The following is a 13,547-nucleotide window of genomic DNA, read 5'->3' on the forward strand; positions in this document are numbered from 1 at the left end:
CCCGTATCCGTTCGCTTACGTTGAGATCAGATGTCTCAAGTGATATTTCACCCAAAAATCTTAAAAAAAAATTCATAGCTGTAGGGGTATCAGGATGTTCAGTTGTTTTATAGATGAAAATCGTAAGGCAAGATGCACTATCCAATGAAAAAAGAAATACCCTGGGATAAAGTAGGTAAATATATTTCCGGCGAAGCTTCATCAAAGCAACGCAAAGAAGTTGAGGCATGGATTGAAGCTGATCCGGACCATGCAGAACTATTCGAGGAACTAAAAGATATTTGGGAATCCAAACAAGAGGAAGAATGGGATGTTGATTTAGCATGGGAAAATATTTCTGGGAAATTAATTGGTGATAGAGAAACATCACTGCGACTGGTGAATCTATCTGGAGACCAGGTCAAGAAGACAGGCTATTCGTCAAAGACAAACCGCAATAAGATTTGGGGATACCGTGTAGCTGTTTCTCTTATTCTGATAGTTGGAGTGCTGCTCACCCTAATTTTATCACTGGAACAGCCAACATCCGAAGAACCACCTGCTATGCAGGAGTTAATCGTTGAAAGGGGACAACGAAGTCAGTTTAAATTAAGTGATGGCACACAGGTTTGGCTAAATAGTGACAGCCGTCTGGAAGTTCCCGCACGATTTAGTGGAGATTTCAGGGAAGTACATCTTGAAGGAGAAGCCTTTTTTGATGTTGCCGAGAATCCCGATAAACCGTTTTTAATCCATGCCCGGGAATCCTTTACTAAAGTCCTGGGTACCCAGTTCAACTTACAGGCTTATCCGGGTGAACAGGTACAAATTGTTGTGAAGGAAGGTAGAGTGGCTTTTGGAGGAAGTCACCAGATGGAAGATGAATCATCGGAATTAGTAAAAAATCAGAGGGCGGTGCTATCGGATACGAATCACCTGACAATTAATGAGGTTAATGATTTGGAGCGCTATATAGGATGGACAGAGGGGCGACTTGTGTTTAGGGATACCCCCCTGAAAGAAGTTGCAAAAAAACTGGAGCGCAGGTACGACATCGAATGTACGATTGAAGAGCTGGCCCTGGAAGATCGTACGGTTACGGCTACATTTAAAAAGGAATCGATAATCGAAGTTCTCGAGATTATTACGCTTTCGGTTGGCATAAGCTATGAAAAAGACAAGCAATATGTCAGATTTTTGAACAAAGAATCAAAGCAGGTTTTTAATTAATAAATAAGGATCGATTATGATAAAAAGGTATAAAGTCATGACTTTAACATTACGAATATTTAGTATCACTTGGGTGCTCATTTTCTGTACATTCGCGCTTGGATGGAGCCAGTCAATATCAGACATTGAGAATACTAAGCTGGCTCCTTCGGAGGGAATATCTGATATTTTAGTTAGTCGCTCCAGCCAAGAAATGTCTGTTTCTTCTATAAACCAGATTATATCTATTGACTTTCAAGATGTGCCACTACTGGAAGCAATGAAGCAGGTAACAAATGATCTCGGAATGAGACTTTCCTACAGTAAAGAAGTCCTGCCTATTGATAAAGAAGTGACGGTATATTTTGAAAATACTACAGCGAATGAAGTTATTTATACCTTGTTGGAGGGAACCGGATTGCGTTATGCCGTATCCGAAAAGGGAAGTCTAATCATATTTGAACACTCGAAAGAGCTACGCAGAGTGCAGACCTATGAACAGTCACAGCAGTCGGTTACCGGAACCCTCATAGATGGTAACTCTGGGGAAACTCTGCCAGGAGTTAATGTACTGGTAAAAGGAACAACAACCGGGACCTCCACAGATAGTGAAGGCAACTTTGAGTTGACTGTGGAGTCGCTTCAGGATACGCTGGTCGTTTCGTTTGTGGGCTATCAGACCCAGGAAGTACCCATTGATGGACGGACCCAAATTGATATCCAACTTTCCCCCGAAGCTATAATGGGTGATGAAATGGTTGTAATAGGTTATGGTAGCGTGAGAAGAAATGACCTGACCGGGGCGGTTTCTCAGGTTAGCTCTGAAGATATTGAACGCGTACCAGCTGTCAATCCACTCATGGCCTTACAGGGACATGTACCTGGCATGAAAATAACACCAAATTCGGGGGAGCCTGGAGCCAGCGCCAGTATTCGAATACGAGGTGATCAGTCTATAAGTGGGTCAAATTCTCCAATTTTTGTGGTTGATGGCAGTATAACAACGGATATTGATAATATTAACAGTGATGATATCGAATCTGTGACAGTTCTGAAGGATGCCTCTACTGTGGCTATATATGGATCAAGAGCAGCAAATGGAGTTATACAAATTACAACTAAGCGAGGTTCAAGTGGCCGGGACCCTGTATTCAACTTACATACGTATTCAGGAATTCAGCAGTCGAGTAATCTCGATGTAGAGTTATTAAATGCAGATGAATGGCTTCGCCTGTATACCGAAGCCCACGAAAATGCTGAAGTCACGCCTAACTGGACGGATGACGATTTGGCCAAGTATGAGGGAATTGATACGGACTGGCTTGACGTGATCAGGCGAACAGGCTACCAATACAATACTGACTTGTCCGTTGCCGGAGGTTCAGAAAAATCAAATTATTATATATCTACAGGCATCGCTAATAACAAAGGGATGGTAGAAGGGCTCGATTATAGCAGATATAATCTAAGGTTAAATACCGACCATGAGATAAACAATTGGATAAGCTTCGGAAATTCGCTAAATATTTTCACCTCAAATACATCTGGGAGTGTCGGACAATATCAAAGAGCACTTATGAAAGTACCGCTTACCAGGAATTTTGAGGATGACGGAGGTTGGGGTATAATTAGGAATACAAATTTGGAACACCAGTATTCAAATCCCCTTTGGATGGCACAAAATACGGCCTCAGAACGTAATCAGAAAGGATTAATTGGTAATCTTTACTTAACACTTACTTTCCTTGATAACTTTGAATTTACTGCAAGAGGAAATATGGAGTGGACCAATGATTATAGAAGTAATTTTACGCCCGGAGCAAATCCTGTTTGGCAGTGGGAAGATCCAACGACAAATGCGCTTTCAAAAGATAATCGTGAAACGCTGCACTGGGTGACTGATTTTTTATTAGAGTATGACAAATCCTTTGGTGAAGATCACCAACTTTCAGGAATGTTGGGATATTCTGTTGAAGAACAAACTTATGAAAGATTGTATTCAAGCGGACAGGGAACTCCCACCAATGAAATCCGTTATTTAAATGCAGCAGATCCTACCTCAATTACGAGTAATAATAGTTTTTCAGATTGGGCTTTTAAATCTCAATTTGGTCGTATAGGATATACATATAAGGATAAATATACACTGGGTGCAACAGTAAGACGCGATGGTACATCCCGACTGGATGAAGCTAATCGTTATGGTATTTTCCCTTCTGTATCAGCTGCATGGAGAATGGGAGAAGAGCAATTTTTGGAATCTGTAGACTGGCTTAATGAATTTAAATTACGTGTAAGCTGGGGTACTGTGGGTAATGTGTTAAGTATTGGTACATATGGGACCCAAGCCAGTCTTACTAACTGGAATTATGCCCGGAATAATGAAGCTTTTCAGGGTTATACACTTGCATCGGCCGTTAATACCGATCTGGTCTGGGAAAGTACTGAAAAAAAGAATTTCGGTTTTGACCTGGAAATATTTGATAACAGGATTTATGCCATTGCCGATTTTTATGTTGAAGATACACGCGACTTACTTTTTGCCCAACCGATACCTAATTCAACTGGTTTAAGTGGTAACCCTTATATTAATGCCGGGCATATAAAAAACACGGGCATTGAACTTGAATTTGGTTATCGTTATCAAGCACAAAACTGGAATTATAGTCTCGGAGCCAATGTAACAACCGCTTCTAATGAAGTTATAGATCTTGAAGGACGTGATCTGAAAACCTCAGGTATTGTGGAGGGGAAATCCCTGCGTTCATTTTACGGTTATAAAACCAATGGTATAATAAGATCCGAAGAGCAACTGAATAATAATCCTCATCGTGCTGGAAAAGAGGTGGGCGATATTTGGTTCGTGGATGAAAATGGTGATGGGGTTGTTGATGCCGATGATCGTACTATTCTGGCCAGCAGATATCCGGATCTAACTTATGGTTTAACAGGGACGGTTGGTTATAAAAAAATCACTGTAAATGTACAACTGCAAGGTATTCAGGGAATAACCAGAAACCTGTTGGTGGGAGGGAATTTGGGGACCTTGCATTACTTTACCCAGTTTCCTAAAAATCATGATCGGCTTATTCTCGACAGATTTCACGAAACTCGTAATCCGGATGGGGAATTTCCTAAGATTGATTTAGCTGATACAGGCGATAACATTAGCACAGCATCAGATTTCTGGTTACGGGATGCTTCGTACCTGCGCATTAGTAACTTGAATGTTAATTATGATTTTTCTACTTCCTTTACTCAGACGATAGGAATCAGAAAACTTGGTGTCTATACGAGTGTACATAACCTTTATACTTTTACCAGTTGGTATGGTCCGGAAGTTGATACAAATGCAGATGAGTTAACAGGTGTGCCTCAGCCAAGAACATGGACACTTGGACTTAAGGTAAGTTTCTAATAAAAGAGCATTAAATATAAGAATATAGAAAAATGGAAAAATTGAGATGTTATTTAGTAATCGTTGTTATTGCAATGGGATTTTTATCTTTTTCTTCATGTGATCATATAACCGGGGATGAATTCTTGGACCGGCATGAAAAAGATACTCCTAGCCCCGAAGTATTCTTTGTAAATGAAGAATCAGCACAACAGGCTGTGGCAGCTGCCTATCGCCCGATTGTGCGTGGATCGTTTACGATGTATCGGAGAGATCTTTCCAATATGCTTGATGCCATGAGCGATGATTCTGGCTGGAGACCATATATCGCCTCATATATTTCTCAGGAGCAGTGGATTATAGATGAGGATCAACTCTATATGAGTTCGTACTGGCCTAATTTTTATCGGACTATTAATGCGGCAAACTATGCGATCGAAGAAATACCCGCTTTGATAGATCACGGAGTATCCCAGGAGAAAATTAATAATTATGTTGGGGAAGCTCATTTTATTCGAGGATTTGCTTACCTTTTTTTGGTCAACTTTTATGGTGATGTCCCTTTAATTACCGAAACACTTAGTAGTTTCGATGAATTTGAACAACCAAGGGCTTCATCTGAAGAAGTTTTTAGTCAAGTTATCGAAGACCTTAAATTTGCTAAAGAAAATCTTCCTTTTTCATGGCCATCTTCTCTGCAAGGTAGTGCTACTAAAGCCGCAGCTGCAGCATATTTGGCCAAAGCGTATCTGTACAGAGAAGATTACAGTTCGGCTGAAACCGCTGCTCGAGATGCGATTAATATTGCGGAGGAATCAGGACATTATCTGGTTGATGATTATGAATCTATATTTGATATAAATAATGAGGGAAATCCGGAGTTGTTGTTTTACTTCACTTTTGTTGAGGAGCCGAGCGGACAGCACACCGGTGCAACAATAAATCGGATACCTTCTAATAATCCGCCGGAATTTGATATATTTGGTGTGTCAGGGAGAGCTTATAATTTACCCCAACGGGATCTTTATGATGCATATGAGGAGGAAGATCCCCGCCGTGATTATACCTTATGGACTCCCGGTGACGATTTTGGAGTTTACCAAGGAGATGAGCCTTATACCTATACGCATCAAACGTATAATGAGAATGGGGAGCAAATCTCTTACGATAAAACGTATACTGCCGGAGATACTATCGAATATGATTACAGATGGTCAGAAACCGGTATGAATTATAAAAAATTAATATATAATATTGGTCATCTGGCGGATGTTCGAAGAGCTGGAATGGATGAGCCACAAATGCGTATGGCGGATCTTTATCTTATTCTTGCCGAGGCTCTCGCCGAACAAGGTAATAACGAAGCAATGGAGTGGGTTAACGCCGTGCGTTCCCGAGCCTCAGTCAATATGCCTCCCAAGGATCCAGCCAAATATGGGGGACTTGTTGGAGCCGTAAGACATGAAAGGCGAGTCGAACTGGCGGGTGAAGGTCAACGTCTCTGGGATCTTATAAGGTGGAATGAACTTAAAAATATATTTCACAGTGATACAGCAGTGAAATGTCATTTCTTTTCCGACTATTTACCTGAGGATGAAAGTTGGAAATATGATGATCCTGAACTTGAGAATTATCCTTCTGAAGAGATATTGTTCCCGATTCCTTTAGATGAGATTGATCAAAATTCTGCCATTGATAGCCAAAATCCTGGTTATTAAGATGAAATTTAATATGGAAACCAAAAAATATTACAAACAATAAGATGACAAGAGGTGAATGATGGGATCTATGAACCGCCGAACGTTTTTAAAAAAAGGAACGGCTGCAGCAGGAGGAATGATAGCTGCTCCCGCCTTTATCAGAAATTTAGTCAGTGATAGTCCCAATGAGCGAATCAACGTAGCCGTAGTGGGGATAAGCGGGGAGCGCCCACGTGTTCGGGGTATTCCCAGGGGCAGGGGGATGCGTCATATTCTGGGCTATGCCCAATGTCCGAATGTGCGGGTGACAGCGGTATGTGATGTAGATGAGCGATTGTTCCCTGCAGCTGTGAAGGAAACTGAAAAATTATATGGCACATCTCCTAAGACAGTGATTGATTATCGCGAATTATTAGATGACAGTGACATAGATGTGGTTTCCCTGGCTACACCCAACCACTGGCACGCGCTTCAGACGATCTGGGCCTGTCAGGCCGGAAAAGATGTGTATTGCGAGAAACCGGTAAGCCATAATATTTCCGAGGGACGAAAGATGGTGCAGGCAGCGAACAAGTATGAACGCGTGGTGCTGGCAGGCATGACACGCAGATTTGACCGGGCGGTCCATAAGGGTGTACAACTTCTTCACAAGGGAAAGTTGGGCACCCCCTATATGGCTAAATCGATAATTTATGCCTACCGCGAGAGTATAGGGAAAACTCCGGACAGCTCCATCCCGGAGGGCGTACACTGGGATAAATTTTTGGGTCCTGCCCCTTACCGGCCTTTCAATAAAAATCGGTTTCTCTATAATTGGCACTGGATGTGGGATACCGGCAATGGAGATATTGCCAATTTGGGAATTTATGAACTTGATGTGGCCCGATGGGCCTTAGAGAAAGAGACTCATCCGGTGAGCGTGCACAGTTCGGGAGGGGTGTATGGACGAGACAGCGACCGGGAGACCCCTAATGTTCTTACTACGCATTATGAGTACGAGGACGGTATGCTACTGCAATCGGAAGTACGAAGTTTGTATACCAATTATGAAGGTGGTTCTCCGCGAACTACCATTATTTATACCGATGAAGGATGGATGGAGATTAACGGAGGGGGGTATCGGGCCTACGTCGGCCGGGAAGAGAAGCCGGCCTTCAGCTTGTCTGCCGATGATGTTCCTGAGGATGAGACTATTAATGGATGGCAAGAGTTTATCGATTGCATCAGATACAGGAATATTGATTCTTTTCGTAATAATATTATCGAGGGGCATCGTTCGGCAGCGCTTTGCCATTTGGCCAATATTTCCCACCGCACGGGTCGAAAGCTACAGTTTGACCCGGACACCGAAAAATTTGTAAATGATCCCGAAGCCAATGGCTATCTGTACCGGGAATATCGGGCTCCGTATCTGATGCCTGAAACAATATAATCAACTGCGAACCGCACCAGTTATGATATTGAGCACATACAACGGCGTACATGTCTTGTCCATATTTCTGTTGGGTATCCTCACGATGCTACCCCTCACGGTAGTGCACGGGCAAACCCAGTCGGAGGTGTTTTTCCGAGAGGATTGGACAGAGACTCCCCCGGCAACGCCGATTAACCAGAACCATGTAGCCAATGAAGATCTGGTGTTACGCTTGTATGGTCCCGGAGCGGATCAGATCAAGAAAAGTCATCACGAAGTTCCGGCCGATGATCCCTTCTATATGTGGTCGGGCCAGTGCGAGGGAAACTGGGCTGTGACCCTTCAGAAAAAAGATGCTAACGTCGACCTCAGTGAACGCGCCTATGTTACCTGGAGAGCTAAGCAGAGCGGTATGCGCTGCCTGTATCTTATCGTAAAACTTGCAGGCGGACAATGGTTGGTGAGCGATCAGTGCGACGGATGGTCCACGGACTGGCGGGTCAAGCAAATAAATATTGATGATATCACGTGGCGATCGCTGGATATTGAAAAAGTAATAGAAGGAAGGGTGGTCGAAGAGCCGGATCTTTCCGATGTAATGGAGATCGGGGTTACGGATCTGATGAGAGGGGGAGGGTCGGCGGCCTCTTCGCGATTGGACTGGATAGAAGTGCATGGGAAGAGCGTTGATTGATTGGAAATCTGACAGGTATTTAGTGGGAAGTACGTTGATATTATCCCTGACAACAATGATACTCCATAAGACCTATAATGTATTTGAATGGTCGGATAAGTAGCTGCCTGTTATTTTCAGGTCTTGATGCGTGCACATCCTTATCTGAAACCTAAATAGGTTACTGGATGTATCTATCACAATAGTCAAGCCATATTTCCCAATCTTTATCAATAACAGAATGGTTTCCCGGCCGGACAAAATAACCAAGTGGAGAGTCAACCAATGTATTCACTTCAGGATATATATCTGTTTTAATTCCCTCTGCACCAAATAACTCATATACCGGAGTAGCAGCTACAAGCATATCAAACTGGCCATGGGGATCAGCATGAATATCTTCCGTAGCATTGGTAAGCAAAAGGTTTCGTGGAGCTACTAGTGAAAAGAGATGGTGTTGGTCGAAGGGCAAGCGCTCTACTTTATTATTAAATTTTTTAAAATTGTCATTAAACCAGTGAGGGAAGTTTCTGTTTATTGCTTTAACACTTTCCCCTATATAGGAACGACTGGGTGCAGTCCCACCTGTTCCTGCCTGATGTGGTATTACTATATCAATGCGCTCATCTAAAGCCCCTGCAAGTAATGCTGCTTTACCCCGTCGGGAATGCCCCATAACAATGATCCCACTGTTATCTACCTCTTTATCTTCCACCAGATAATCCACACCTCGCTCAAGGCCCCATGCCCAGGCAGCTAAAACGGCCCATTCATCAGGTTCAGGATGTGTTTGCCCTTTCTTAAAATACCCTTTATGAACTCCTTCCATCCATCCTCCATCATAATCAGGGCTAATTTCTCCGGCATACATCGTTGCCACTCCATATCCGCGATTTACAATTTTTTCGAATGGCCAGTTATCGCTACGCGTACCTCTCTGCTTGTCATGGGCCTGATTATCATCTGTATTTTCATAGTAACTGTTTTTAATCCATGCCTTGGTAAGTGGTATAGCCGGATCATCCATCAGAGAATGATTGCCTGCAGCGTTTAAGCCAAAAAATACCGGGACAGGTCCCTCACGGTTGTTTGGAATAATCAATAAAAGTGAAACGGGTGGAGTCCCATCAGGACCAAAACGCAATGTTATAAGCTTACGTGTAGCTTTACCATCCAGGGCCTCTCTGTCAATATTATCGACGGTATAACGGAAGTTTTCAGGTGATGGGGGGGCTTGCCCATACATATAATATTCAAAAAGAGAGATAATCTCCGGGCGGCGTTCCTCGCGCCACTGTTCAATAGTGTTAACAGGCGTGCCATCAAACATTTCTAATGGATCAGGAAACTGCTGTAAAGCAGGAAGTTCTGTGACAGCCGGCCAGGATTTTTGCTGTGCATTCGTTATGTGAAGCGAAACGAATGTTATAATTAAAGTCAGTATACAATACTTCAGGAGTTTTAGCATAATATTATGTGAAGTTGCAATTATCAATAAATGGGATTCTGATAGCCTGTCGACTGATAATCGACAGGCTATATTTTTATTCCTTCTCCACTATTAAAGTAGATGAATTATTCTGTCTTCGCTAACCTTCCGGTCGACCTGGTGGAAATCAATTACATCATCCGGAAACGAATTAAGCAGTCCTTTGAGTGAGCTGGTGTTGTGATTATCCGCTCCCGGCTTTTGTTTTCGACAACAACCGGCATGGTAAGGCTGGGAGCACTATAGGAACTGGTTCGCACAATTTAAGTGTTATTTTTTGAAAATAATTATGCCTGCCTAAAAAGAAATGAGCTGTCCTACAGTTGTCCCCAGGTATAATTGCAAGGCTGTAACACCTTCACAAAAACCATAAAAAGAAATGATTATTCAATAAAACAGTACGAACTGTAACTTTAATCAATAAAATCACTCAGGGTATGTAAAAGTACCCAAGAGAGGACTTATTTATTGTGGTGCCTATCATACCACAAAATAATAAAACTGCATCTATTTGCTTTAAACGTATATTTTGGTAGCTTGTGCAATAGAGACTTGCACAAGATTATAAACATTGTTTGTACCTATGTTTGTACCACCAAAATAAACGTCTGCTATGGGACTAACTATTAACCTCACCCAGTGGAAGCGGAAAAAGCGTAACGATGGTACCATTCCGATCTATATTCGGCTGACTGAAAACAGAAAATCACGTTACCTGTCCACCGGCGTTTCCATTTTACCAAAATATTGGAACTCCACCAAACAAAAGGTTCGCGGGACCCATCCCCGAAGCAACGTATTGAATTATAGGCTCCGGGAATTGCGATATAATGCAGAGGATAAAAGGAATGAGCTTCAGCGCAAAGGTAAATTAGATATAAATACCCTCAAAGCCGAGATTAAGGAGAATGATTATAACTCACTCATAAAGGTGGCCAGGCGGTATCATGACAGCCTGGAAGGGACAGAGCGGCATCATGAATGGAAGAAAGTGGGGGTGTTGATTAATAACCTGGAAGCCTTCCTGGGGGATACCCGTATGGATGTAAACCAAGTGGATGCTGCCTTCATTGAGGACTTCCAACAATACCTATTGGAAGAGGTTGGAAATAATCCGAATACTACGCGCCGCAAATTAACCAGCTTTAAAGGGTTGTTTAACCACCTGCTTAAAGCGGGAACTATTAACCATGATCCTTTCCTGCAGGTAGAAAAGGTGGAACGTAACGAAGTTGAAAAAACGCGCCTGTCTATCAAGCAAATAAAAGCCATTAAGGATGTAGATTTAGAGCCGGGATCCAACCAATGGCATACCCGGAATTATTTCCTTTTCAGCTTTTACAATGCCGGTATCCGTTTTGGTGATCTTTGCTGCCTTCAGTGGAAAAACCTGAAAGATGGAAGGCTGAAATACAAGATGATGAAAACCGGTGGGCTCAAAAATATTAAACAGCAAGAGCCCATGCTCGAGATACTGGAATATTACCGGCGCGATGATGCAACCGATAAGGACCTGATATTTCCAATCCTGGATAAACTCTATGCGGATCCGGCCGAACTGCGGCGGAAAATTGGTAGTAAAAATGTATTGGTTAATAAATGGCTGGGTAAGATCCGGAAGAAAGCAGAGATCGAAACTAAAATCAGCTTTCATGTTTCCCGGCATTCGTTCGCTCACCACGCGCTTACCAAAGGGATGAGTCTATATTCTATCAGTAAGGCTTTAGGCCATAAAGATTTGGAAACTACCCAGGAGTATTTGGAGACTTTTGATGAGGATAAGCTGGACAGCGATATGAGTACACTTTTTTAACTAAAACACGAAAGCCCCCGGCATATCCGCAAAGATGAGGTCGGAGGCTTTCACTAACTCCAAAAATGGAGCCTGTTATGAAAAATACGAATAATCAGAGTTTAAAGGAAATGTCAAATGATGAGCTTTTAAAAAGCTTTCTTGACGAATTAGAAAAAATACGGGAAACCGAACCGGAGCGCTACAAAAGAAATCTATTAAAAGTTGCCAAGGCATTCGAAGCAAATAACAATGAAACTCTTGGGATCCTTTGCAGGATGCTCATTACGATGGGAGGGATATCCCGTAGTCTAAAGCAAAGGGTTCAAATGTTGAAAAACGAATCTAATAATATAGAATCCTAAAAATTCGAATTATGAGTTATTTAAAAAAGTTCGTCAACAATCAGCTTAAAGACACACATAACCTTTTAGATAAAATTGAGGAAGAGGATCCGGAACTTGCCGAAAGGGTTGGTATGGAAATGATGTTAAACATTTCTAAAAAATGGCAAGCGGTAAAGCATAGGAATCGGAAACAGGATAAGCTGAAGGATATTCCAAACCTGAATTAAATGTGTAATAAGATGAGCCATACAAAACTAAGTGAGGCAAAATACCATTTAGATAAAGCCAGCCAGGTCATCCAGGCCCAGCGGGAGGAAATAGAGCACCTGAAGGCCGAGCGCCAGCGCCTGGACGTGAGAATGCGCGTGTGTGATATCGCAGAGTTCCTGGGATGCAGCACAACGACCGTTTGGCGTATGCTGAATGACGGCCGCCTCAAAAGCAAAAAGATGATTGATGTTCTTGATCGTCAAAAACGCAGATAATCGTTAATTAAGCGCCCCGGCCCCAGTGCCGGGGTATCTTTATTATGGATACTTACAACGAGAATTATTCAAAGGTAAAAAAGCGGTTTGTCTACATCGTAAAACTGGATATCACTGAAATTCAAGAGTTGTACGATCATGCCGATGAAATTATATCCAATCTCAGACAAAATGTACGAGATAGGATCGTGGAGCTTGAACAAGCCGATGGGCATCATATAAAAAACTCAATGCCTGATTGGTATGATGAATCAATGCTTAATGAAATCATAGAGGATATCCCCTGGGCTAAAAATGGGATCGAGAGTGCAAAAGACATCCAGGCCCGAATAAAAGAATATGTTGAGCAAACTGATCGATTTCCAGCCTATGATAAATCACAACTTACTTTTATTGAGGGGGAGAGTTTAGGATTAACTCCAGAGGAAAAAATCAAAAAATTTGTATCGAGTAAAGACTCCGGGATCAAAAAAGAGAATCATCACAAAGGGGAAATAGTGCTGAATAAAGCATATTCAGAGGGGCTTCATTCAGCAAACTCTAACACTACTAATGCGGATTTCATTAAGGAACACTTGGAGGAAATTTCCGACCTACCGAGTAAAACCACTCTTTATAGGTGGTTAAACAATTTCAAAAACAATTCAGAAAGGATTTTTTAAACTCTTTAAACCGATAATTAAACTTGAAGTTTAAAGAGTTGCCATGATTATGGAGTAACTTATGCAAGAATTATAATACGAAACAAAAATTCTTGCATCATGCCCAAAGCATATATCACGTCAAAAGAAGAACTGGAGCAGACTGTTAAAGAGTCGGTTGCTTCCCTATTTGAACAGCAGCTGCCTAAAATACTCCGGAAAGCCCAGCGCAAAGAGTGGTTAACCGTTTCGGAGCTGGCAGAGCTTACCGGCTGGTCTAAAAGGACAATATATTACCTGAAGTCCCAGGACCGGATCCCATATTCCCAGGAGAATCACCGAATCTTATTTCCCACCGATGGGATCGAAGATTATTTACATGAGAACATGGTAAATCCTGCGGGGGAATGATATGCTATAC

At 42.2% G+C, this 13,547-nt stretch carries 12 protein-coding genes; 11 read left to right on the forward strand and 1 reads right to left on the reverse strand.

The window, feature by feature from the left end; genetic code table 11:
• Positions 1 to 144 precede the first annotated feature (144 nt).
• The 5 genes from BUB16_RS02380 (at position 145) to BUB16_RS02400 (ending at position 8,393) form a co-directional block, all read left to right on the forward strand.
• Positions 145 to 1,209 carry a FecR domain-containing protein gene (locus tag BUB16_RS02380; RefSeq protein WP_073059228.1) on the forward strand — a complete coding sequence of 355 codons (1,065 nt, stop codon included), beginning with the start codon at positions 145 to 147 and terminating at the stop codon, positions 1,207 to 1,209.
• A gap of 16 nt (positions 1,210 to 1,225) precedes the next feature.
• Positions 1,226 to 4,606, forward strand: coding sequence for a SusC/RagA family TonB-linked outer membrane protein (locus BUB16_RS02385; RefSeq protein ID WP_084087974.1), 3,381 nt, complete (start codon positions 1,226 to 1,228; stop codon positions 4,604 to 4,606).
• A 32-nt stretch (positions 4,607 to 4,638) separates the two neighbouring features.
• Positions 4,639 to 6,303 carry a RagB/SusD family nutrient uptake outer membrane protein gene (locus BUB16_RS02390; protein WP_073059230.1) on the forward strand — a complete coding sequence of 555 codons (1,665 nt, stop codon included), beginning with the start codon at positions 4,639 to 4,641 and terminating at the stop codon, positions 6,301 to 6,303.
• A 70-nt stretch (positions 6,304 to 6,373) separates the two neighbouring features.
• Positions 6,374 to 7,717 carry a Gfo/Idh/MocA family oxidoreductase gene (locus tag BUB16_RS02395; protein WP_170864251.1) on the forward strand — a complete coding sequence of 448 codons (1,344 nt, stop codon included), beginning with the start codon at positions 6,374 to 6,376 and terminating at the stop codon, positions 7,715 to 7,717.
• Positions 7,718 to 7,739: 22 nt separating this feature from the next.
• The gene (locus tag BUB16_RS02400) at positions 7,740 to 8,393 is read left to right on the forward strand and encodes a hypothetical protein (RefSeq protein ID WP_073059231.1); all 654 of its coding nucleotides are present in this window, start codon (positions 7,740 to 7,742) and stop codon (positions 8,391 to 8,393) included.
• Positions 8,394 to 8,553: 160 nt separating this feature from the next.
• Here the strand turns inward: BUB16_RS02400 and BUB16_RS02405 are convergent, their stop codons facing one another.
• Positions 8,554 to 9,840, reverse strand: coding sequence for a glucuronyl esterase domain-containing protein (locus BUB16_RS02405; protein ID WP_073059370.1), 1,287 nt, complete (start codon positions 9,838 to 9,840; stop codon positions 8,554 to 8,556).
• Positions 9,841 to 10,474: 634 nt separating this feature from the next.
• Between BUB16_RS02405 and BUB16_RS02410 the strand changes: the two genes are divergently transcribed.
• From BUB16_RS02410 to BUB16_RS02435, 6 genes are all read left to right on the forward strand, one after another.
• Positions 10,475 to 11,674 (forward strand): site-specific integrase, encoded by a 1,200-nt coding sequence (locus BUB16_RS02410; protein ID WP_073059232.1) that lies wholly within the window; start codon positions 10,475 to 10,477, stop codon positions 11,672 to 11,674.
• 77 nt (positions 11,675 to 11,751) lie between these two features.
• Positions 11,752 to 12,018 carry a hypothetical protein gene (locus tag BUB16_RS02415; protein WP_139240163.1) on the forward strand — a complete coding sequence of 89 codons (267 nt, stop codon included), beginning with the start codon at positions 11,752 to 11,754 and terminating at the stop codon, positions 12,016 to 12,018.
• A gap of 11 nt (positions 12,019 to 12,029) precedes the next feature.
• Positions 12,030 to 12,227 carry a hypothetical protein gene (locus tag BUB16_RS02420; RefSeq protein WP_073059234.1) on the forward strand — a complete coding sequence of 66 codons (198 nt, stop codon included), beginning with the start codon at positions 12,030 to 12,032 and terminating at the stop codon, positions 12,225 to 12,227.
• Positions 12,228 to 12,239: 12 nt separating this feature from the next.
• Complete coding sequence (locus tag BUB16_RS02425; RefSeq protein WP_170864252.1) at positions 12,240 to 12,485, forward strand: MerR family transcriptional regulator; 246 nt, start codon at positions 12,240 to 12,242, stop codon at positions 12,483 to 12,485.
• A gap of 44 nt (positions 12,486 to 12,529) precedes the next feature.
• Positions 12,530 to 13,147, forward strand: coding sequence for a hypothetical protein (locus BUB16_RS02430; RefSeq protein ID WP_073059236.1), 618 nt, complete (start codon positions 12,530 to 12,532; stop codon positions 13,145 to 13,147).
• A 99-nt stretch (positions 13,148 to 13,246) separates the two neighbouring features.
• Entirely contained in the window at positions 13,247 to 13,537 is a 291-nt protein-coding gene (locus BUB16_RS02435; protein WP_073059237.1) for a helix-turn-helix domain-containing protein, read from the forward strand.
• Positions 13,538 to 13,547: the final 10 nt, after the last annotated feature.

It is taken from the genome of Fodinibius roseus (assembly GCF_900129315.1).
GTDB lineage: Bacteria > Bacteroidota > Rhodothermia > Balneolales > Balneolaceae > Fodinibius > Fodinibius roseus.

Bases quoted from the DNA above. Each gene is read 5' to 3' on its own strand.
- BUB16_RS02380 (WP_073059228.1), top strand. From the start codon at position 145: ATGAAAAAAGAAATACCCTGGGATAAAGTAGGTAAATATATTTCCGGC.
- BUB16_RS02420 (WP_073059234.1), top strand. From the start codon at position 12,030: ATGAGTTATTTAAAAAAGTTCGTCAACAATCAGCTTAAAGACACACAT.
- BUB16_RS02410 (WP_073059232.1), top strand. From the start codon at position 10,475: ATGGGACTAACTATTAACCTCACCCAGTGGAAGCGGAAAAAGCGTAAC.
- BUB16_RS02400 (WP_073059231.1), top strand. From the start codon at position 7,740: ATGATATTGAGCACATACAACGGCGTACATGTCTTGTCCATATTTCTG.
- BUB16_RS02430 (WP_073059236.1), top strand. From the start codon at position 12,530: ATGGATACTTACAACGAGAATTATTCAAAGGTAAAAAAGCGGTTTGTC.
- BUB16_RS02395 (WP_170864251.1), top strand. From the start codon at position 6,374: ATGAACCGCCGAACGTTTTTAAAAAAAGGAACGGCTGCAGCAGGAGGA.
- BUB16_RS02405 (WP_073059370.1), bottom strand. From the start codon at position 9,840: ATGCTAAAACTCCTGAAGTATTGTATACTGACTTTAATTATAACATTC.
- BUB16_RS02435 (WP_073059237.1), top strand. From the start codon at position 13,247: ATGCCCAAAGCATATATCACGTCAAAAGAAGAACTGGAGCAGACTGTT.
- BUB16_RS02385 (WP_084087974.1), top strand. From the start codon at position 1,226: ATGATAAAAAGGTATAAAGTCATGACTTTAACATTACGAATATTTAGT.
- BUB16_RS02425 (WP_170864252.1), top strand. From the start codon at position 12,240: ATGAGCCATACAAAACTAAGTGAGGCAAAATACCATTTAGATAAAGCC.
- BUB16_RS02415 (WP_139240163.1), top strand. From the start codon at position 11,752: ATGAAAAATACGAATAATCAGAGTTTAAAGGAAATGTCAAATGATGAG.
- BUB16_RS02390 (WP_073059230.1), top strand. From the start codon at position 4,639: ATGGAAAAATTGAGATGTTATTTAGTAATCGTTGTTATTGCAATGGGA.